Raw genomic sequence first — 20,078 nt, forward strand, 5'->3', positions numbered from 1 at the left:
TGGTGATCTGCGAGCGGAATCCCGGGACTGTACAAATAACGGCTGATCGACCGATCAAGGGAGAGACGCCAGATGACTTTCGGTCGAAGTTGGCCTGGGCGGCCCCTGAAACGCTCCGGGTCCGGTGGGAAACCCACCGGACCCGGAGCGGCTCACCTGCCGGGGGCGCCCCGGCGGTGGTGGATCAGGCGTTCTGCGGGAAGCCGAGGTTCAGGCCCCCGTGGCTCGGGTCGAGCCAGCGGGAGGTGACCACCTTGCCCCGGGTGAAGAACCGGACCCCGTCCATGCCGTGCGCGTGGGTGTCCCCGAAGAGGCTGTGCTTCCAGCCGCCGAACGAGTAGTAGGCCACCGGGACCGGGATGGGCACGTTGATGCCGACCATCCCGACCTGCACCTCGTGCTGGAAGCGCCGGGCGGCGCCGCCGTCGTTCGTGAAGATCGCGGTCCCGTTGCCGTACGGGTTCGCGTTGATCAGGTCGAGTCCCGCGTCGTACGACGGCACCCGGACCACCGACAGCACCGGACCGAAGATCTCCTCACGGTAGATCGACATCTCCGGGGTGACGTGGTCGAAGAGGGTGGGGCCGAGCCAGAAGCCGCCCTCGTCGCCGTCGAAGGGACCGGTCCGGCCGTCCACCACGAGGGTGGCGCCGGCCTCGACCCCGGCCTGCACGTAGCCGGCGACCTTGTCCCGGTGCGCGGCGGTGACCAGCGGGCCCATGTCGCAGCCCTTGGTGCCGTCCCCGGTGCGCAGGCCGGCCATCCGCTCCTTGATCTTGGCGATCAGCTGGTCGGCTACCGGCTCCACCGCGACCAGGGCCGAAATCGCCATGCACCGCTCGCCGGCCGAACCGAAGCCGGCGTTCACCGCGGCGTCGGCGACCAGGTCGAGATCGGCGTCGGGCAGCACCAGCATGTGGTTCTTCGCGCCGCCCAGCGCCTGGACCCGCTTGCCGTGCGCGGTGGCCGTCTCGTACACGTACCGGGCGATCGGGGTGGAGCCGACGAACGACACGGCCGCCACGTCCGGGCTCGTCAACAGCGCGTCGACGGCCTCCTTGTCGCCGTGCACCACGTTCATCACGCCGTCCGGCAGGCCCGCCTCGGTCCACAGCCGAGCCATCGCCACCGCCGCCGACGGGTCCTTCTCGCTGGGCTTGAGGATGACCGCGTTGCCGCAGGCGATGGCGATCGGCACGAACCAGAGCGGGACCATGGCCGGGAAGTTGAACGGCGAGATCACCGCCACCACGCCGAGCGCCTGCCGGATCGAGTACACGTCCACGTTCGTGGACGCGCCCTCGGTGTGCCCGCCCTGTAGGAGGTGCGGGATGCCGCAGGCGAACTCGGCGACCTCCAGCCCCCGGGTGACCTCGCCGAGCGCGTCGTCGAGCACCTTGCCATGCTCGGCGGTGATCAGCGCGGCGATCTCCTCCTTGCGCTGGTTGAGCAGCTCCCGGAAGGCGAACAGCACCCGGGTGCGGCGAGCCAGCGAGGCGTCGGCCCAGCTCCGGGCGGCGGTCGCCGCCTTGGCGGCCACCTCGGCCACGAGCTCGGCCGAGGCGAGGTCGACCTGACCGGTGACGGCGCCCGACGCGGGGTTGTAGACCTCGCCGGTCCGCTCCGGCACACCGGTCCAGTCGTGGCCGCCGATCAGGTGGGTGATCCGGGTGGGCACGGTGCTCATGCTCACGCTCACGCTCCTTTGTTTCTGGGTGGGACAGAAGGCCGTCGGGGTGGGGCCCCGACCGACCTCACGGCCGGAGGATCTCGGCGCGGTCGGCGAGCTCGACCCGGACCGGCTGGCCGGTGCCGAGCGAGGCCACGCCGGCCTCGCAGACCGCGCTGGCGGCGTAGCCGTCCCAGGTGGTCGGGCCGGCCACCACACCACGACGGCAGGCCCGGGCCCACTCCTGGACCTCGATGTCGTACGCGCGGGCGAAGCGCTCGCGGTAGTCGTCCGGGATCCGGCCCCCGTAGGCGTTGTCCCGCCGAACCAGCATCTCCTGGCCCAGGCCGATGGTGGCGCTGCCCAACTCGGCCACCGCCTCGCAGCGCACCTCGTAGCCGACCTGCGAGTTGACGAAGACCTCGGTGGTGGCCACGCCGCCGCCCGCCATCTGGAAGATGGCCACCTGCGGGTCGCGCAGGCCCTCCGGGGCTCGACCGCTCGGGGTCGGCGTGAGCAGCGTGACGGTCTCGATCTCGGCGCCGAACAGCCACCGGCAGACGTCCACCTCGTGGACGAGCGAGTCGTTGACGATCGCCGCCGAGTCCCGGAACCAGGCCGGCGAGGTCTTGTTCCGGTGGATGTTGTGCACCAGCAGCAGCCGGCCGAGCTCGCCGTCGTCGAGGAGCCGCCGCAGCTCGGCGTACTCGGGATCGAACCGGCGCATGAAGCCGACCTGGACCAGCGGTCGCCCGGCCTTGTCCCGCTCGACCTCTACCAGGCGCAGCGCGGAGGCGCTGTCCATGGTCAGCGGCTTCTCGCAGAGGGTGTACTTGCCGTGCGCGAGACAGGCGAGGACCTGCTCCTCGTGCGCGAAGCCGGGCGAGGCGATGAGCACGGCCTCCACGGCGTCGTCGGCGATCAGGTCGAGCGGATTGGCGATGGCGCGCACGCCCGGATAGCGCGCGGCCACCTCGGCGGCCCGCGCACTGTCGGCGTCGGCGACGGCAACCAGCTCCGCGCCGGAGATCCGGGTGGCCAGCCGGTCGGCGTGGTCGGTGCCCATGGTCCCCACACCGATGACACCCACCCGCAGCGGACGCTCCGTCATCCGTCAACCTCCTCGATCGGCGTCAGCAGTGCCCGCTGCGCCGCCTTCTTCTCGATGTACTCGTCGTACGCCCGGCGGGTTGAGTCGAGATCGCTGACCTGGCTGACCGGGACGTCCCACCAGGACTCGCTGCCCGGTGCGTGGACCAGCGGGTCGGTCTCCACATGGATCACGATCGGGCCGCCGTCGGCGGGCGCCGCCTTGGCGTCCTTGATCGCCTGCTCCAGGCCGGCCCGAGAGTGCACCTCGATCACCGTCGCGCCGAGACTGCGCGCGTTGGCCGCGAGGTCCACCGGCAGCCGGGTGCCGTCCAGCCGCCCGCTGGCCGCGTCGCGGTAGCGGTAGCCGGTGCCGAAGCGCTGCGAGCCGAGCGACTCGGAGAGCGAGCCGATCGAGTGGAAGCCGTGGTTCTGCACCAGCACGACGATGACCTTGACCCGCTCCTGCACGGCGGTGACCAGCTCGGTCGGCATCATCAGGTACGAGCCGTCGCCCACCAGGACGAAGACGTCCCGGTCCGGGTCGGCCAGCCGCACCCCGAGGCCACCGGGGATCTCGTAGCCCATGCAGGAGTAGCCGTACTCGACGTGGTAGCCCTTCGGGTCCCGGACCCGCCACAGCTTGTGCAGGTCGCCGGGCATCGAGCCGGCGGCGCAGACCACCACGTCGCGCGGATCGGAGAGCTCGTTGACGCAGCCCAGCACGGTGCCCTGGGTCAGTACGCCGGCGGCCAACCGCTCGGTCACCTCCGGCGACGGGTGGTATGTCGCCTCCACCTTGGCGTCCCAGGCGCGGAACAGCTCCGCCTGCTCGGCCCGGTACTCCGGTGCGACCTCGTGCCCGGCGAGCGCCTCGTGCAGTGCGGTGAGCGCCGTGCGGGCATCGGCCACCACCGGCAGGCCGGCGAGCTTGCCGGCGTCGAACCGGGCGATGTTGACGTTGACGAACCGCACCCCCGCCTCCTGGAAGGCGGTGCGCGAGGCGGTGGTGAAGTCGCTGTACCGGGTGCCGACACCGATCACCAGGTCGGCCGTGCGGGCCAGCGCGTTGGCCGCCGTGGTGCCGGTGGAACCGACCGCCCCCATGGACTGCGGATGCCCGTGCGGCAGCGCGCCCTTGCCGGCCTGGGTCTCCGCCACCGGGATGCCGGTGGCGTCGCAGAAGGCGCGCAGTGCGGCCTCGGCACCGGAGTAGTGCACGCCGCCGCCAGCCACCACCAGCGGCCGGCGGGCCGACCGGATCAGCGCCGCGGCCCGCTCGATGAGGTCCGGCTCCGCCGGCGGTCGCGGCACCCGCCAGGTGCGCGGCGCGAACAGCTCGACCGGCCAGTCGTACGCCTCGGCCTGCACGTCCTGCGGCAGCTCGATGGTGACCGCCCCGGTCTCGACCGGGTCGGTGAGCACCCGCATTGCGCCGAGCAGGGCCGTCGGCAGGTGCTCCGGCCGGTCCACCCGGTCGAAGTATCGGGACAGCGGGCGGAAGGCGTCATTGACCGTACGGTCGCCGGTCTCCGGCATCTCGATCTCCTGCAGCACCGGCCGGGCCACCCGGGTGGCGAACGTGCCGGAGGGCAGCAGCAGCACCGGGATCCGGTTCACGGTGGCCAGCGCCGCGCCGGTGAGCATGTTGGTCGAGCCGGGGCCGACCGAGGCGGTGCACGCCCAGGTGGTCAGCCGGTCCCGGTGCCGGGCGTACGCGACCGCCGTGTGCACCATCGCCTGCTCGTTGCGGACCAGCACGTACGGCAGCCGGTCCGGGCCGTCGGCCAGTTCGTCCTGCAGCAGCGCCTGGCCGAGTCCGGCCACGTTGCCGTGCCCGAAGATGCCCAGGCAGCCGGCGAAGAGCCGGTGCCGCTCACCGTCCCGCTCGGTCCACTGGACGGCGAGGAAACGCACCACGGCCTGACCCACGGTCAGCCGAACCGTGCCGGCGCTGGTCGTCATCGGTAGCCTCCGCTGGCCAGTCGAGGATCGACGGACTGCCCGTCCCAGGTGCCCCGGACCCAGCCGTGGGCCGGGTCGTCGCAGATCAGCCAGGCCCGGGTCGCGCCGGGGCCGGCCATCACGTTCAGGTAGTAGAGGTCGTAGCCGGGCGGGGCCATCGCCGGCCCGTGCCAGCCGTGCGGCACCAGCACCACGTCACCGGTACGCACCTCCGCCAGCACGTCCAGCGGACGCTCGGCGGTGCCGTAGACCCGCTGGTAGGCGATCGGATCACCGGAGCCGTCGGCGTCCGTCCGGAGTTCGAAGTAGTAGATCTCCTCCAGCTCGGTCTCCGCCCCGGGCCGCTCCTCGTCGTGCTTGTGCGGCGGGTAGGAGCTCCAGTTGCCGGCCGGTGTGATCACCTCGCAGGCGATGATCGAGTCGGCGTCGAGGACGTCCGGCACGCCGAAGTTGCGGACCAGCCGGGACGCCGTACCGGCGCCGCGCAGCTCGACGGGGACGTCGGCGGCGGCCAGGTGGCGGAACGGCGGGGTGGTGGCCCGCTTGGTGGCCGTCGCCCCGCAGAGCGCCACCCGGGCCGGGCCCGAACCGTCGTTGCGCGCGGTGAGCTGACTGCCGCGCGGGACGTACGCCACGTCGGTGGGCCCGGCAAAGACGTCCGCCCGGCCGGCGAGCTCGGCCTCGTGGCGCTCGCCGCCGCCGTCCACCGCGGACACGACGCAGCCGCCCCGCAGCGGCACGACGACGACCTCGGTCTCGCCGAGGTCGACCGCCACCTGCTCGCCGGGGGCCAGCTCGGCCACCCGCAGGCTGGTGTGCCGCCAGCCGGGGGTGGCGTCGGTGATCGACACCCGGAAGCCGCCCTCGGTGGCGCTTCCGTCCGGCCAGACCCAGCGCGCGTTGTCTCCGGTCACCGCCCGCCTCCGTGCACCAGCGCGGCGGCAGTGTCCACCGCTGCCGCCACGTCTCCGTCCGGCGGGTAGAGCAGTGCCCGCCCCACCACGAGGCCCCGCACGCTGGGTAGGTCGAGCGCCGCCGCCCAGCTCGCGTACGTCTCGTCCGCCGGGCCGGTCGGGTCGCCACCGAGCAGCAGGGTGGGCAGCGTGGTCGCGGCCATGACCCGGGGCAGGTCGGCCACGACCGGCAGCTTCAGCCAGGTGTGCCGGCTGGTCGCGCCGAGCCCGGTGGCGATCTGGACGGCGCGGATGGTCGAGTCGGGGTCGAGCAGGTTGCGCACCCGGTCGCCGTCGCGGACCGAGAGGAAGGGCTCTACCATTGCCATCACCTCGTGCCCGGCGAGCCCGGTGACCGCGTGGGCGCTGGCCTCCAGGGTGGCCGCGGTAGCGGGATCGTCCAGGCAGATGCGGACGAGCATCTTGCCGCCGTCGAGCCGCCGGGCGGCGATCTCCTCGGCCGTGTAGGCGGTGAACCGGTCGTCGAGCTCGAAGGCCGCACCCTGCAGACCGCCCCGGTTCATCGAACCGATGACGACCTTGTCCTCCAGCGCGCCGAGCAGCAGCAGGTCGTCGAGGATGTCCGGGGTGCCGAGCACCCCGTCCACGCCCGGCCGGGACAGCGCGACGACCAAACGGTCCAGCAGGCCGGCCCGGGAGGCCATGGCGAGCCCGTCGCCACGGACGCCGAGCGCGCCGCGCGCCGGGTGGTCCGCGGCCACGATCAGCAGCCGCCCGTCCGCGCCGACCAGCTCGCGCCGGTTCCGGCTCCGCCAGCCGTCGGTGATCCGCCGCGGCTCGCGTACCCGGATCTCGGTCAGCTCGGCGGTCTCGAACCGCCGCGGTGCCAGCGTCACTGCGGGATCTCCTTCCCGGCACCGGCCGGGACCGTGGCGGCGCCGGCCGCGCCGTCCAGGTCGGTGGTGCCCGCGGCGAGCACCGCCTCGACCTCGACCTCGGTCGGCATGGCGGTGGAGCACTCCAGCCGGCCGGCCACGATCGCGCCCGCCGCGTTGGCGAACCGCAGGATCCGAGGCAGATCCCAGCCGCTGAGCAGGCCGTGGACCAGTGCCCCGCCGAAGGCGTCGCCGGCCCCCAACCCGTTCACCACCCGTACCGGGAACGGCGGCACCTCGACCCGCTCGGTCGCCGTCGCGGCCAGGACGCCCTTCGGCCCCTGCTTCACGACCGCCAGCTCCACGCCGCGCTCCAGCAGGGCGTCCGCCGCACGGTGCGGGTCGGTCTCGCCGACCGCCACGGCGCACTCCTCGCGGTTGCCGACGGCGACGGTGACGTGGTCGAGCGCCCGGCGTACCTGATCGGTGGCCTCGGCCGGGTCGGGCCAGAACATCGGCCGGTAGTCGAGGTCCAGCACGGTGTGCGAGCGACGGCCTCGGGCCTGCCAGGCCGCGAAGTGCGCGGCGCGGGAGGGCTCCTGGGACAGGCCGGTGACGGTGGCCCAGAAGACCCGGGCCGTGCGGATCGCGTCGACCGGCAGCTCGTCGGCCTCGAGCAGCAGGTCCGGGGCGATCGGGTAACGGTAGAAGTAGAGCGGGAAGTCGTCCGGTGGGAAGACTTCGCAGAAGGTGACCGGAGTGGGCGGCCCGGACACCGCGCTGACGAACCGGTCGTCGACACCGAGCCGGCGCAGCTCCTTCCGGACGTAACGACCGAAGGGGTCCTGCCCGGTCCGGGTGATGATCGCCGAGTGCCGGCCGTGCCGGGCGGCGGCCACCGCCACGTTCGTCGCGCTGCCGCCGAGGAACTTCTCGAACCGCCTGACGTCCTCCAGGCCCACGCCGTGGTCCAGCGGGTAGATGTCCACGCCGCACCGGCCCACGGCCACCAGGTCGTACGTCGACGGCTCGCGCTCCGGCCGCCCGTCTGTCATTGGGGCCCCCATGCCGTCAGCGGCCCGCCGGGATCGACCCGGCCACGTCGAGCAGGTAGGCGATGCTGGCCCGGACGTCCGCCACCGGACCGGCCTCACCCTCGGGCGGACCGGCCAGCACGGTGTCCTGTTCGAGCACGTACCAGCCCTGGTAGCCGGCGTGCTCCAGCGCGGTGACGATGGCCCGCACGTCGACATCGCCCTCGCCGAGCGGCGCGTACATGCCGCGCGCCACCGCCTCGCTGTAGGTGACCTCGCCGGCGCGTACCCGCTCGGCCCACTCGGCCCGCACGTCCTTGAGATGCACGTGCGCGATCCGACGGGGGTGCTCGCGGGCCACGGCGACCGGGTCACCCCCGCCGACGAGCAGATGACCGGTGTCCAGGCATAGTCCGATCCGGCTGCCGGCGAGCACCCGGTCGGTCTCGGCGCCGGTCTCCACCATCGTGCCCACGTGCGGGTGCAGCGTGGCCACCAGGCCGTGCCGGGCGGCCAGCGCGTCGATCCGGTCGAGGTTGCCCAGCAGGGTGGCCCAGCCGGTGTCGTCGAGCGCGGGTCGGTTGTCGTAGCCGTCGGTGCCGGTCGCGGCGGCGAGCACCACCGTGGACGCCTGCGCGGCGACCAGGCCGACGATCGCCCGGGACACCTCGGGTACCGGGTCGTGGTCCGGATCGTGCAGCACCACCGGCACGAACTGGCCGACGGCGGTGAGATCGTGCCCGGTGAGGGTGGCCGTCTTGCCGACCGGATCGTCCGGGAGAAACCCGTCCGGGCCGAACTCGGTGGCCACCAGACCAAGGTCCCGCATCTGCCGGAGCACGGTCTCCGGGGCGAGCTGGTAGCCCCACCCCGGCACCTCGCAGACGCCCCACGAGATGGGCGCGCCGGCGACCCGGGCGGCCAGCGTGGACGGTTGTGTCATCGACTCTTCCTTCCAGGGACGTCGGTCACCGCAGCACGTCCGCCAGCCCCGGCAACCGCTCCTGGTAACCGGCGAGCAGCCGCCGTGCGATGGTCACGGAGTCGACCAGCGGGTGCAGCGCCAGAGCCTTGACCGCCAGGGCGGCCGACCCGCTGACGGCGGCTTCGATGGTCAGCTGCTCCACCGCCTTGACCTGCTGCACGAGCCCGAGCATGTGGCCCTGCAGCGGCTCCGTCGCGAAGGGCCGGGCCCCGGTGCCGTCCACCAGACAGGGGACCTCGACCACCGCGTCGGCGGGCAGCCCAGGGACGGCGGAGCCGTTGCGCACATTGAGGATCATCGTCGAGGCGCGCCCCCCGGCGATGCCCGCCATGAGGTCGAGGGCCACCTTCTGGTAGCCGCCTTCCGCGATGTCCTCCTGCTCCCGCTCCCCGGCGCCGCTGCTGTCGCGGCTCTCCGCCATGTAGGTGGCTTCCCGCTCGGCCCGGGTGCGGGTCCAGATCTCCAGGGCGGCATCGGGCTTGCCGGCGACCTCCGCGTAGAACTGGTCCTGCTGCTGGCGGAGGAACTCGCCCCGGGTGGTCGCCGCGTCCTTGATGGCCGTGACCGCGTCCCGGTTGTAGTAGTAGTAGTAGAGGTACTCGTTCGGGATGGCGCCCAGCGACCGGACCCACTCCAGGCCCATCAGGCGGGCCTCCTCCATCTGGCTGAGCAGCGCGTCGTCGGCCAGCAGTTCGGGCAGCCGGTCCACGCCGTCCACCCGCAGCCCACGCAGCCAGCCGAGGTGGTTGAGACCGACGTAGTCCAGCGCCACCCGATGCTGGTCGACGCCGAGCACCCGGGCGGCGCGGAGGCCGAGCCCGATGGGCGAGTCGCAGATGCCGATCACGCGGTCACCCAGCCGGCGACGCATCGCCTCGGTGACCATGCCGGCCGGGTTGGTGAAGTTGATGACCCAGGCGTTCGGCGCGCGGCGCGCCACCCGGTCGGCGATGTCCAGGCAGACCGGGATGGTCCGCAGCCCGTACGCGAGCCCGCCCGGCCCGGTCGTCTCCTGGCCGAGGATGCCGAGGTCGAGCGCGACCCGCTCGTCCACCGTACGGCCGGCGAGACCGTCCACGCGGATCGCCGAGAAGACGAAGTCGGCGCCGTCCAGCGCCTCGTCCAGATCGGTCGCGGTGCGCACCTTCGGCGCGTCCGGCCGCCCGGCCGCCAGTTGGTCGAGCACCGCGTGCACGGCGTTCAGCCGGTGGCGCGCCAGGTCGTAGAGCACGACCTCGCGAACGTCGGGCCCGTCCTCCTGCGTCAACAGCTGCTGATAGATGAGTGGTACCCGGAAGCCGCCACCGCCCAGGATGGTCAGTTTCATGCTTGGATGACCTTCGTATCGGCCTGGGCGAAGACGGCCAGGGTCGCGGAATCTACGTCGTCGTTCGTGATGATCACATCGACCTCTTCGGGGCCGCAGACCGGCAGCAGCCCCGACCCGGGGAACTTGCCCCGGTCGGCGACGACCACCGTCTGCTCAGCCGCTGCGATCATGGCTTTCTTGACCGGAACCTCGACCAGCGTCGTGTCCATGATCTGGCCGTCCGGCCGGATGCCGCTGGTGCCGAGGAAGAGTCGGTGCGCGCGGAGTTGGCGCAGCGCGTCCTCGGTCAGCATGCCCACCATGGACAGATAGTTGCGGCGGAGGATGCCGCCGAGCACCAGCAGCTCGACCGCTTCGTCGTCGCGGAGTTCGTCGACGACGGCCAGGCTGCTGGTGATGACGGTGACCCTTCGGCCGCGCAGGTGTCGGGCGAGTCGGGCGGTGGTGGTGCCGATGTCCAGCAGCAGCACCTCACCGTCCGAGACCATCTCGGCGGCGCATCGCGCCACCGCTTCCTTCTCGTCCGGTGCGACCGCTGCGACCTCGGCGAACGGCACCTCCTCGACCTGCACGCTGCCGGCGCCGCCACGGATGCGCCGCAGCGCGCCGTGTGCGTTGAGCACCTGGAGGTCTCGGCGGATGGTTGATGCGCTGACTCCCAGGTCAGCGGCGAGCGAGGAGACCGATACGACTCCCGAGGATCGGACTCGGCGGACGATCTGCTCGTGTCGACTGACTGGAAGCACGGGTAGAAGCTAGCACTGCCCCGCGCAGCGAACAACCAACAATGCGCAGGCAATTCCAGCTTCACGCAACTTCGCGCAGAACAGGGCTTGCCTATTGGCGATCTGCGGAGCACCATGCACAGGGCACCGAGGCAACGTCGCCAGCTAGTCAAAACATGTCCGGAAGTGAGCAGAAGTGAGCAGGGCACCACGCGGAGGCTCCGACACCCCTCCGTCCGCGCTTGACCGACCGCGCTGGGATCCACTGGCCGCCGCGCGGCAGCAGGACCCCGGCGCCATGGACGTGTTCACGTCCGGCACGGTCTTTCTCGACATCATCTTCACCGGGCTGCCCAGCGCGCCCTCGGCCGGCACCGAGGTCTGGGCGTCCGGCATGGGCTCGGCGCCCGGCGGCATCGCCAACCTGGCGGTGGCTGCGGCCCGACTCGGTCTGCGGACGGGACTGGCCGCCGGCTTCGGCGACGACGCCTACGGCGACTTCTGCTGGCGCACCCTCGGTCAGGAGGGGGTGGACCTGGCCCGATCGCGGCGCTTCACCCACTGGCACACCCCGGTGACCGTCTCGATGGCCGTCGACCGCGACCGCAGCATGGTCACCCACGGTCACGACCTGCCCATCGCGGTGGACGAGCTGATCAGCAAGCCGCCCCACTCGCGCGCCGTCGTGGCCAGCCTGGGCGACGCGTCCGGCGACGTCGAACTCCCCGGCTGGGCCCGACAGGCCAGCTCCGACGGGGCCATGGTCTTCGCCGACGTCGGCTGGGACCCCTCCGGCATTTGGAACCCGGCGCTCGCGAACGAACTGGGCGCCTGCCACGCCTTCATCCCCAACGCGGTCGAGGCGATGTCGTACACCCATGCCGACACCCCCGAGGCGGCGCTGCGCACCATCGCCGACTGGGTGCCGCTGGCCGTGGTGACCCTCGGCTCCGAGGGGTCGATGGCGATCGACTCCAGCACCGGCGAGGAGGCGCGGGTCCCACCGCTGCCCACCGTCGCGCTGGACCCCACCGGGGCGGGTGACGTCTTCGGCGCCGGGCTCGTGCTCGGCACGGTCGCCGGCTGGCCGCTGCGGGAGCGACTGCTCTTCGCCGGCCTCTGCGCCGGCCTCGCCGTGCAGCACTTCGGCGGCTCGCTGGCCGCGCCGGGCTGGGGCGACCTTACGGACTGGTGGCGAGCCACTACTGAGCGTGCGACAGTCGGTGACCCGGCGGCCCGTGAGCTGGCCACCCGGTACGGTTTCCTACCCGACCTGCTCCCAACCGACCTGCTTCCGGCAGGGCCGGTGTCCGAGGTCCGGCGTGCCCATGCAACGTTGGCACGCTACTCGGACCTGGACGCCGCCTAGAAGTACGAATCCCCCTCAAATCGCCTTTGAAGGAGGCAACCATGTCTCGAGCACCAGGGCGCCCGCGAACGCGGGCCGGGCTGCGTGCCGCCGTCGGGCTCGTCACCGCGCTGGGACTGTTCGGTGCCGCGGCGTGCGCGCCCGGGTCGAGCCCCTCGAAGCCGGCTGGTGACGACGCCAACCGGACCGTGCAGACGGACGCCGCCAAGCTCGGCAACGTCACGCTGACCGTTTGGGACCAGGAGGTCCGCGGCGGGCAGAACGAGCAGATGACTGCCCTCAACGAGGCATTCCACGCCAAGTACCCGAACATCACCATCAAGCGGGTCTCCCGGTCGTTCGACGACCTGGGCACCACCCTGCGGCTGGCGCTCTCCGGCAACGACGCCCCCGACGTCGTGCAGTCCAACAACGGCCGCGCCGACATGGGCAAGTTCGTCCAGGCCCAGCAGCTCCTCTCGCTGGAGCCGTGGGCCAAGGCGTACGGCTGGGCCGACCGCTACCCGGACAGCGTGCTGCAGTACTCGCGCTACACGCCGGACGGCAAGACCTTCGGCGAGGGCAACATCTACGGCATGCCGCAGGTCGGCGAGATCGTCGGCATCTTCTACAACAAGGAGAAGCTGACCAAGCTCGGCCTCCAGCCGCCGAAGACGTGGGCGGACCTGACCTCGGCGCTCGCCACCGCCAAGCAGCACGGCGAGGCCCCGCTGCAGCTCGGCAACCTCGACAAGTGGCCGGCCGTTCACGTGTTCGGCACCATCCAGGGCCAGTTCGTCCCCGCCGACCAGGTCACCAAGCTCGGCTTCGGCGGGTCCGGTGCCTCCTGGAACACTCCGGAGAACACCAAGGCCGCCGAGGAACTGGTCAACTGGGTGAACGCGGGCTACTTCAACAACAGCCCGAACGGCACCGACTACGACAAGGCGTGGCAGAACTTCGCCGCCGGTCAGGGCATGTTCCTCATCGCCGGCTCCTGGCTCGGCGCGGACCTCGACAAGTCGATGGGTGACAAGGTGGGCTTCTCCGCCCCGCCGCCCGGCCAGGATGGCAAGGTCGCCGCGACCGGCGGTACCGGCCTGCCGTTCACCATCACCAGCAAGGCGAAGAACCCGGACGCGGCGGCCGCGTACATCAACTTCATCACCAGCAGTGAGGCGATGACGAAGCTCGCCAAGACCGGCAACATGCCGGTTGTGGAGACCGCCAAGCAGCAGAAGCCGAGTGGCGTGCAGGGCGACATCTTCGACGCCTTCGGCGCCACCACCGAGTCGGGCCGGCTGCTGCCGTACCTGGACTACGCCACGCCGACGATGGCCGACACCCTCGGTGCGGCGCTGCAGGACCTGATCGCCAAGCGGATCAGCCCGCAGCAGTTCCTCCAGAAGCTGCAGGACGACAATGCGAAGTTCGTTGCCAGCAACGGCTGACATTGCACAACGGGACGGGACGGCCGCCACCACCGGGCCGTCCCGCCCACCGCGCCGGCGGGGGGCGCGGTGGCTACCGTTGGCATACGTACTTCCCGCCTTCGCGGTCTACGCGGCCTTTCTGCTCTATCCGCTGATCCGGTCCGCGCAGCTGTCGCTGTACGAGTGGGACGGCCTGACCCTCGGCACGTTCGTCGGGTTCCAGAACTACGTCGAGGTGCTGACCGACCCCGTCCTGCGGGCGTCGTTCGGCCACACCTTGGTGCTCATCGGCTTCTACGCGGTGCTGCCGGTCGTGCTCGGCCTGCCGCTGGCCGCGCTGCTCACCCGGGCCCGGGTACGCGGGATGCCGTTCTTCCGGACCGTGGTGTTCCTGCCGCAGGTCGTCGCGATGGTCGTGGTGGCCGTCGCCTGGCGGCGGATCTACGACCCGGACGGCCCGCTGAACGCGGCGCTGCACGCCGTCGGGCTCGGCGGTCTGGCCCACGGCTGGCTGGGTGACTACACGTTCGCCCTGCCCGCGGTCGGCCTGATCGGCACCTGGGTGCAGCTCGGCCTGGTCACCGTCCTGTTGATGGCCGGGATGAGCCGGATCCCCGCCGAGCGCTACGAGGCCGCTCGGCTGGACGGGGCGGGACCGGTCCGCGAGTTCTTCGCGGTGACCCTGCCCGCCGTCCGGGGTGAGGTCGCGGTCGCGCTGACCCTGACCATCATCGCCGCGTTGAAGACCTTTGACCTGATCTACGTCACCACCTCGGGTGGTCCGGGCAACTCCACGGCCGTGCCGTCGTACGAGGTCTATCGGCGGGCGTTCGAGCAGGGTCAGGTCGGCTCGGCGGCCGCGGTGGCCATCGTGCTGACCGTGCTGATCTTCGTGATCAGCCTAGGAGTGAACCGGATCGCCGACCGGGAGGAAAAATGATCTCGAAGGGTGAGCGGGCGGCCAACTACCTCATCCTGGCCGCGTTCGCGGCGTTCGCGCTCTGGCCGGTGCTGACCATCGTGGCAGCGGCCCTCGGTCCGGACGACAGCGCCGCCCGGACCGCGCAGGGTCCCGGGCTGCTGGGCCTGCACCCGGAGAACTTCGGCACCGCGTGGCAGCAGGGCCAATTCGGGCACTCGATGCTCACCAGCATCGCGGTCTCGGCCTTCGTGGTCACCTGCGCCACCCTGCTCTCCGTGATGAGCGGGTACGCCTTCGGCACCATGACCTTCCCCGGCCGGAACTTGCTGTTCTACGTGTTCCTGGTCGGCATCATGGTGCCCGCCGAGGCCACCGTGGTACCGCTCTACTTCGATCTGCGGACCCTCGGCCTGACCAACACCTTCTGGGCGATTGCGCTGCCCCAGGTTGCCCAGTCGGTCGCGTTCGGCACCTTCTGGATGCGTACCTACTTCCGGGCCAGCCCGGTGGCGATGGCGGAGGCGGCCCGGTTGGACGGGGCCGGATCGTGGACGACCCTGTGGCGCATCCTGCTGCCCATCGGTCGGCCAGCGGTGACCACGCTGGTCGTGCTCACCTTCATGTGGACCTGGAACGAGTTCCTGATCCCGCTGGTCATGGCCACCAGCGACGAGCTGCGCACCGCACCGCTCGGACTGGCCTTCTTCCAGGGCCAGTACACCTCGGGGTTCACCCTGCTCGCCGCCGGCGCGGTCATCGTCGCGGCCCCGGTGGTCGTCCTCTACCTGTTCCTGCAACGCCGTTTCATCCAAGGCATGATCGAGGGCGCTGTCCGCGAGTGAGGGCGGCGCCCCCGCGTGGCACTTCAGACGCCGCCATGGCCACCGCTGGTCCGGGGCCGCTCAGCGGATCCGGTGGCTCGGAGCTCCGGTAAGCCGTGGGTAGAACCGGTCGAGGAAACCGTGCTGCTCCGGGAACATCGCTGCGAGCCGTTCCAGCCGCCGGGGCAGGAGCGGGGGCGAGTCAGGCGGGATGTCGGTGCGCATCGCCTGCTCGGCGGCGTCCAGGGCCCGGTAGTACGCGCAGTCATCGCCGTCGGTGAGCCGCTCGTAGGCCTGCTGCGGGGCAAACTGGAAGCCCTCGGTCAGCAGGACGCTGTTGTGCACCGTGCCGGCGGCGACCCCGCGGACGGCCGGGTGCTCGGCGAGGTTGTCAGGGTCGGCCAGGGCCCGCTTGCACCAGTCACGGCCGAGCCCGACGACCCCAGCGCAGAAGTCGGTGAACGAGTCGTCGCCGCAGCCGTTGTGGATGAGGAAGGCGGCCATCCACAAGTCGTCGCGGTGGACGCGTGCCTGTAGGTCGTCGAAGCGAACCTCGAACGCGACGATGTCGGCCAAGGGCAGCCGCATCAGCTGATCTATCAGCGCTTCCTCGAGCCGCTCGTCCAGATCGTTCCATTCGGTGCTTTGACGCGCGCCGCCTCGATGATCTCCCAACACCTCTCAGTGTCCACCGCCGGATTCGATCACACCTCCGCTCGGCCACAATCCGTGGTTTTCCGATCACGCCGGCCGCCTTCCCAAGATCATTATGGTTCGTCTTTTCACACGGGGTGCTATACGGTCAGCAGGTGAGAGTCGAGCGTCACTGGTGGAATGGGGACCGGAGTTTGCGGGGGCGTCGCGACGTCTACATCCGCACCGACGGCCAGCGATGGGAAGTTGAGGCGCAGACCGGCGGCCTCGCAGGCCGGTCGAAGCTACACCCCTGTCCGAGTCGGGCGTCGGCAGAGATCCTCGCCGACGCATGGCTGGGTGGTCGCCCGGAGTGGCGGGAACTGGCGCCCTGACAGTGGGACGTCAGGAGCACTCCTGGCAGACCTCCCGGCCGTCGGGCTGCGCGGCGAGCTGACTGCGGTGGTGCACCAAGAAGCAGCGCACGCATCGAAACTCGTCCGGCCGCATCGGCACGACCGCCACGGTCAGTTCCTCGCCGGACAAGTCCGCGCCGGGCAACTCGAAGTTCTCGGCAGCCTCGGCCTCGTCGAGGTCGACTCTCGCTGACTGCGACGCCACGCCGCGCGCCTTGAGTTCCTCCAGGCTGTCGTCTTCAACCTCAACGGCGGGTCGGCGCGGTGCGTCGTAATCGATGGGCTTGCTCATCGTGGTGGCCTCTCCGGCTTGGTTGATGGGTGTCACGACGGTAGACCGCAGGGTCATGTCGTGGCGCTCAAGAGAGCGGTGGAAGGGTAGCGCTGGGACCGACACCGAGGGCTACCGCACGATGCTGGCGCTGGGCCGGCGGTTCGGAAAGCGGGTCAGGCCCACAGACGCTGAGGAGGCCGAGCGGCTGGGGAGCCTCCTGCGGGAGTTCAGCGACTCACTCGGCCGCCGGTGTTCGCGGTACTGTGAGCATCTGGCCTGACCAGGATGCCAATGCCTGCTATCGGCGGGCCAGAAGTGCGCACATGAGCAATCGAGTGCGTTGCATCATGCGTTACTCCGCCCGGGGCCGGCGCCGCTCAGGGTGCGGTGGCGGTCGCGAACACGCGGCGCAGCGAGTCGAACGTGTCCAGCGAGCGCCGACCCTCGGCCTGCAGGGACCTCACCGCCGCGTCGGAGTCAACCGCCGCGACCGCCTCTTCCCACATCGCTCGCTCGGCCTGGCGCCACTCGGGCTTCTCATGCACCGCCACGTCGACGAAGCCAGCCTTCGGCAGGTCCCGCCGGAGGTTCACCGCATGAATGCGCGGCGGGACCCGCTCGTCCGACGGATCGACCGCTTCCCAACAGGTCAGGGCGAGTCGGCCGCCGGAAGTCAGGAGTCGACGGAACTCGAGCAGTGCGGCGAGCGGTGGCTCGGCAAACTGCACCGCATCCACGCACATCAACCCATCCGCGACGCCCGTGGGCAGCCCGGTCGCGAACAGGGTCCCGATCTGGAACTCGGACCGGCCGGCGGGCAGCCGGCGTGCGCTGATCGACTTGGCCTGCTCCAGGGCCACGGCGGAGAAGTCCACTCCGACCAGGCGTGTGCCGGCACGTTCGGCGACCTCGATGCCGTACCCGCCGCGCCCACAGGCGATGTCGAGCAACAGGCCGTTCTGCGGCAGGCGCAGTTCCTCGGTCACCTCGGCGACGCCCTGCCAGGTGAGGGTGCCGGCATCCTGCAGTTCCGGCGGCAGCCCCAGGGTGCGGGCAATGATGGCGTCGCGGGCGGGCGAGGCGACCATGTCCGCGTACCACTGGTCGAAGTACGCGGCGTCATGCATCACCGGCACAGCCGGCTTCTCTGATGTCACGTGGGCACTGTACTGGTTACTGGTCCGCAGGAGGCAGGCTGCGTGGACGACGACGCGGATGCGAAGCAACATCCGCTTACCTGCCAGATGAGGATGTCACCCAAGTACTCATGTAGCCCACCGGAGCTGACGCCTTCGGAGCCGCCGACAGATCACCGAGCATGAAGCTCTGGTCAACGGGTGCCGGTGCTGGTCCGGACCAGCACGGCCAAGATCATGTATGCGCGATTGGAGAAACATGGCGGCGTGATCATCCTGACGGCCGACCGGCTCGACGCGGGGGCTGACCATGCCGGTCAGCCCCGCGTCCCGTGACTCTTCTTCACCCGGGTTCCGTCAGGCGGGGACCTCGCTCGGTGGCTGGGCCGCCTCGGCGGGCTCCACGTCAGCGATCTTGCCCAGCCGGCTGGGCCACCACATGTGCCGTCCGATGTCGAGATTCAGTGCGGTGACCAGGACCGCCCGAACGATGATCGTGTCGAGCAGGACGCCGAACGCCACAGCGAAGCCGATCTCGGCAAAGGCGGTCAGCGGGAGGGTGGCCAGCACCGCGAAGGTGCCGGCGAGGACGAGACCGGCGGACGTGATCACGCCACCGGTCGCGGCGAGGCCGATGCGCGCGGCGCGGCGGGTCCCGTATCGTCCTGCTTCTTCGCGCACGCGGGTCATCAGGAAGATGTTGTAGTCGATGCCCAGCGCGACGAGGAAAACGAACACGAACAGTGGCAACGACGAGTCAGCTCCGCCGAAGCCGAAAACGTGCCGGAACACCAGCGCGCTCGTGCCCAGGGCGGCGCCGAACGACAGCACCACCGTCGCTACCAGCACCAACGGGGCGACGATGGCCCGCAGCAGCAACGCCAGGATGACGAGGACCACGACGAGCACGATCGGGATGATGAGGTTGCGGTCGTACCGGGCCGCCCGCTGCAGGTCGAGGTTGATTGCGGTGTTGCCGCCGACCTGAGCGTCCGCGCCGGGAACAGCGTGCACCCGGTCGCGTACCCGGTCGACGGTGTCGAAGGCTGCCGGGCTGTCGGGCGCGGCGTTGAGGGTGCCCACGATATAGGCGAACCCATTCTTGGCGACCGGTTCGCTGACCGATGCCGGGTCGATGCCCTCGGTTGACGCGAGCGCCGCCTTCACCGCGGCGGCCTGCTCCGCCTTGCTGATGACGACGACTGGGTTGCCCGCACCGGCCGGGAAGTGCCCGGCGAGCACCTCCTCGCCCACGATCGAGTCCGGGGTGCCGCGGAAGGCTTCCTTGTTGGTCAGCCCCGTCGCGTCGAGCTGGACGAGGCCGACCACCATGACGGCCAGCGCAAGGGTGGTGGTGACCCAGGTGATGCGGGGGCGGCTGGCGAGGCGGTTGCCGATCTTGGCCCACAACCCGGTGGTGGTGGGCTCCGCGGAGCCGAGGCGGGGCCGCGCCGGCCAGAAGATCCAGCGGCCGACCGTCACGAGCATGGCCGGGAGCAGGGTCAGCATGACCGCGAGCCCCACCAGGACGCCGATCGCGGCGACCGGGCCGAGGCCCTTGGTGGAGTTGGTCTCGGCGAAGATCAGGCACAGCATGCCGACCACGACGGTACCGGCGCTCGCAACGATCGCCGGGCCGGCGCGATGCAGCGCCACCGCCATGGCCTCATGCCGGTCGGTGTGGCGCCGCAGCTCTTCGCGGTACCGCGCGACGAGCAGCAGCGCGTAGTCCGTGCCCGCACCGAACACTAGTACGGTCAGGATGCCGGCGCTCTGCGCGTTGACGGTCAGGCCGGCGTGCTTGGCCAGCAGGTAAATGACCGCCTGCGCGGCCGTTAGCGCGACGCCGGCGGAGATGACGGGCAGCAGCCACAGTCCGGGGCTGCGGTAGGTGAACAACAGGATCACCACGACCACACCGATCGTGGCGAACAGCAGCCTGCCGTCGATGCCAGCGAACGCCTCGCTGGAGTCCGCCGCGCTGCCGGCAGGCCCGGTGACGTGCACCGACAGCCCGCTGGCGCCAGCCTGCGCGGTCTCCTTCATCGAGGTGACAATGTCGCCTGCCTTGTCCCACCCCTCAGGGCCGAGGTTGAGCGGGACGATGAGCTGCGCCGCTTGGCCGTCGCCCGAAAAGATCGGGCCGCCGACCTGGCCGTCGAGTTCGGTGAGCTGGCCGAACCTGTGCGCGTCGGACGCGACCTTCGCCCGGTCGGCCTCGGTCAGTCCAGCGGATCGCTGGTAGACCACGACGGCCGGGATCGTGTCGGGCGACGCGAACGCCGCCTGCCGGTCCAGCACGTGCGTCGACTCCTCGCCTCCCGGCAGCCAGGACTTGGCCTCGTTGTCCTGGACGCTGGTGAGCTTGCCGGCAAGCGGCCCAGCCAGCGTGACGAGAGCCAGCCAGAACACGATGATGAGGTACTTGGTCTTGCGTCCTGTGATCAAGCTCGCGACCGACCTGGTCATGATCCCCCGCTTTGGACGTGTCTCCCCCAATGGTCCAGGC

General features: G+C 70.9%; 18 protein-coding genes. 5 read left to right on the forward strand and 13 right to left on the reverse strand.

The features are described from left to right. Positions 1-184: 184 nt before the first annotated feature. From GA0070624_RS25125 to GA0070624_RS25165, 9 genes are all read right to left on the reverse strand, one after another. Positions 185-1,687, reverse strand: coding sequence for a CoA-acylating methylmalonate-semialdehyde dehydrogenase (locus GA0070624_RS25125; RefSeq protein WP_091345268.1), 1,503 nt, complete (start codon positions 1,685-1,687; stop codon positions 185-187). Positions 1,688-1,754: 67 nt separating this feature from the next. Continuing rightward, a complete protein-coding gene (locus tag GA0070624_RS25130) occupies positions 1,755-2,780 on the reverse strand; it encodes a Gfo/Idh/MocA family protein (protein ID WP_091345270.1) in 1,026 nt (341 codons plus the stop codon). Next, positions 2,777-4,723, reverse strand: coding sequence for a 3D-(3,5/4)-trihydroxycyclohexane-1,2-dione acylhydrolase (decyclizing) (iolD, locus tag GA0070624_RS25135; protein WP_091345273.1), 1,947 nt, complete (start codon positions 4,721-4,723; stop codon positions 2,777-2,779). The genes GA0070624_RS25130 and iolD overlap by 4 nt, the downstream gene beginning before the upstream one ends. Further along, positions 4,720-5,637 (reverse strand): 5-deoxy-glucuronate isomerase, encoded by a 918-nt coding sequence (iolB, locus tag GA0070624_RS25140; protein WP_091345275.1) that lies wholly within the window; start codon positions 5,635-5,637, stop codon positions 4,720-4,722. Before iolB ends, iolD begins: the two co-directional genes overlap by 4 nt. Next, positions 5,634-6,533: a Cgl0159 family (beta/alpha)8-fold protein gene (locus tag GA0070624_RS25145; protein ID WP_176731861.1), complete on the reverse strand. Its 900-nt coding sequence runs from the start codon at positions 6,531-6,533 to the stop codon at positions 5,634-5,636. Before GA0070624_RS25145 ends, iolB begins: the two co-directional genes overlap by 4 nt. Beyond that, positions 6,530-7,567, reverse strand: coding sequence for a 5-dehydro-2-deoxygluconokinase (iolC, locus tag GA0070624_RS25150; RefSeq protein WP_091345278.1), 1,038 nt, complete (start codon positions 7,565-7,567; stop codon positions 6,530-6,532). Before iolC ends, GA0070624_RS25145 begins: the two co-directional genes overlap by 4 nt. Before the next feature lie 16 nt (positions 7,568-7,583). Further along, positions 7,584-8,489, reverse strand: a complete 906-nt coding sequence (locus GA0070624_RS25155; RefSeq protein ID WP_091345280.1) for a TIM barrel protein — start codon at positions 8,487-8,489, stop codon at positions 7,584-7,586. A gap of 25 nt (positions 8,490-8,514) precedes the next feature. After that, a complete protein-coding gene (locus tag GA0070624_RS25160) occupies positions 8,515-9,858 on the reverse strand; it encodes a 6-phospho-beta-glucosidase (RefSeq protein ID WP_091345282.1) in 1,344 nt (447 codons plus the stop codon). Continuing rightward, a complete protein-coding gene (locus GA0070624_RS25165; RefSeq protein ID WP_091345284.1) occupies positions 9,855-10,607 on the reverse strand; it encodes a DeoR/GlpR family DNA-binding transcription regulator in 753 nt (250 codons plus the stop codon). Before GA0070624_RS25165 ends, GA0070624_RS25160 begins: the two co-directional genes overlap by 4 nt. Before the next feature lie 277 nt (positions 10,608-10,884). Here GA0070624_RS25165 and GA0070624_RS25170 point away from each other — a divergent pair, with 277 nt between their 5' ends. The 4 genes from GA0070624_RS25170 (at position 10,885) to GA0070624_RS25185 (ending at position 15,131) form a co-directional block, all read left to right on the forward strand. Beyond that, entirely contained in the window at positions 10,885-11,955 is a 1,071-nt protein-coding gene (locus GA0070624_RS25170; protein WP_091345287.1) for a PfkB family carbohydrate kinase, read from the forward strand. A gap of 41 nt (positions 11,956-11,996) precedes the next feature. Then, positions 11,997-13,385, forward strand: a complete 1,389-nt coding sequence (locus tag GA0070624_RS25175; protein WP_091345290.1) for an extracellular solute-binding protein — start codon at positions 11,997-11,999, stop codon at positions 13,383-13,385. Positions 13,386-13,464: 79 nt separating this feature from the next. Then, a complete protein-coding gene (locus GA0070624_RS25180; protein ID WP_245718977.1) occupies positions 13,465-14,307 on the forward strand; it encodes a carbohydrate ABC transporter permease in 843 nt (280 codons plus the stop codon). Beyond that, positions 14,304-15,131 (forward strand): carbohydrate ABC transporter permease, encoded by an 828-nt coding sequence (locus GA0070624_RS25185; RefSeq protein ID WP_091345294.1) that lies wholly within the window; start codon positions 14,304-14,306, stop codon positions 15,129-15,131. The genes GA0070624_RS25180 and GA0070624_RS25185 overlap by 4 nt, the downstream gene beginning before the upstream one ends. A 60-nt stretch (positions 15,132-15,191) precedes the next feature. On the opposite strand, the gene GA0070624_RS25190 is transcribed toward GA0070624_RS25185, so the two are convergent. The 3 genes from GA0070624_RS25190 to GA0070624_RS25210 form a co-directional block, all read right to left on the reverse strand. After that, the gene (locus tag GA0070624_RS25190) at positions 15,192-15,788 is read right to left on the reverse strand and encodes a DUF4240 domain-containing protein (protein ID WP_281181005.1); all 597 of its coding nucleotides are present in this window, start codon (positions 15,786-15,788) and stop codon (positions 15,192-15,194) included. A 360-nt stretch (positions 15,789-16,148) separates the two neighbouring features. Beyond that, a complete protein-coding gene (locus GA0070624_RS25200; RefSeq protein ID WP_091345298.1) occupies positions 16,149-16,451 on the reverse strand; it encodes a DUF4193 domain-containing protein in 303 nt (100 codons plus the stop codon). Positions 16,452-16,810: 359 nt separating this feature from the next. Then, positions 16,811-17,662: a class I SAM-dependent methyltransferase gene (locus tag GA0070624_RS25210; protein WP_091345302.1), complete on the reverse strand. Its 852-nt coding sequence runs from the start codon at positions 17,660-17,662 to the stop codon at positions 16,811-16,813. A gap of 108 nt (positions 17,663-17,770) precedes the next feature. Here GA0070624_RS25210 and GA0070624_RS36495 point away from each other — a divergent pair, with 108 nt between their 5' ends. Then, positions 17,771-17,905 carry a hypothetical protein gene (locus GA0070624_RS36495; protein ID WP_281181006.1) on the forward strand — a complete coding sequence of 45 codons (135 nt, stop codon included), beginning with the start codon at positions 17,771-17,773 and terminating at the stop codon, positions 17,903-17,905. Positions 17,906-17,926: 21 nt separating this feature from the next. On the opposite strand, the gene GA0070624_RS25215 is transcribed toward GA0070624_RS36495, so the two are convergent. Continuing rightward, a complete protein-coding gene (locus tag GA0070624_RS25215) occupies positions 17,927-20,038 on the reverse strand; it encodes an MMPL family transporter (protein WP_091345304.1) in 2,112 nt (703 codons plus the stop codon). Positions 20,039-20,078: the final 40 nt, after the last annotated feature.

This window comes from Micromonospora rhizosphaerae, from assembly GCF_900091465.1.
Lineage (GTDB): Bacteria > Actinomycetota > Actinomycetes > Mycobacteriales > Micromonosporaceae > Micromonospora > Micromonospora rhizosphaerae.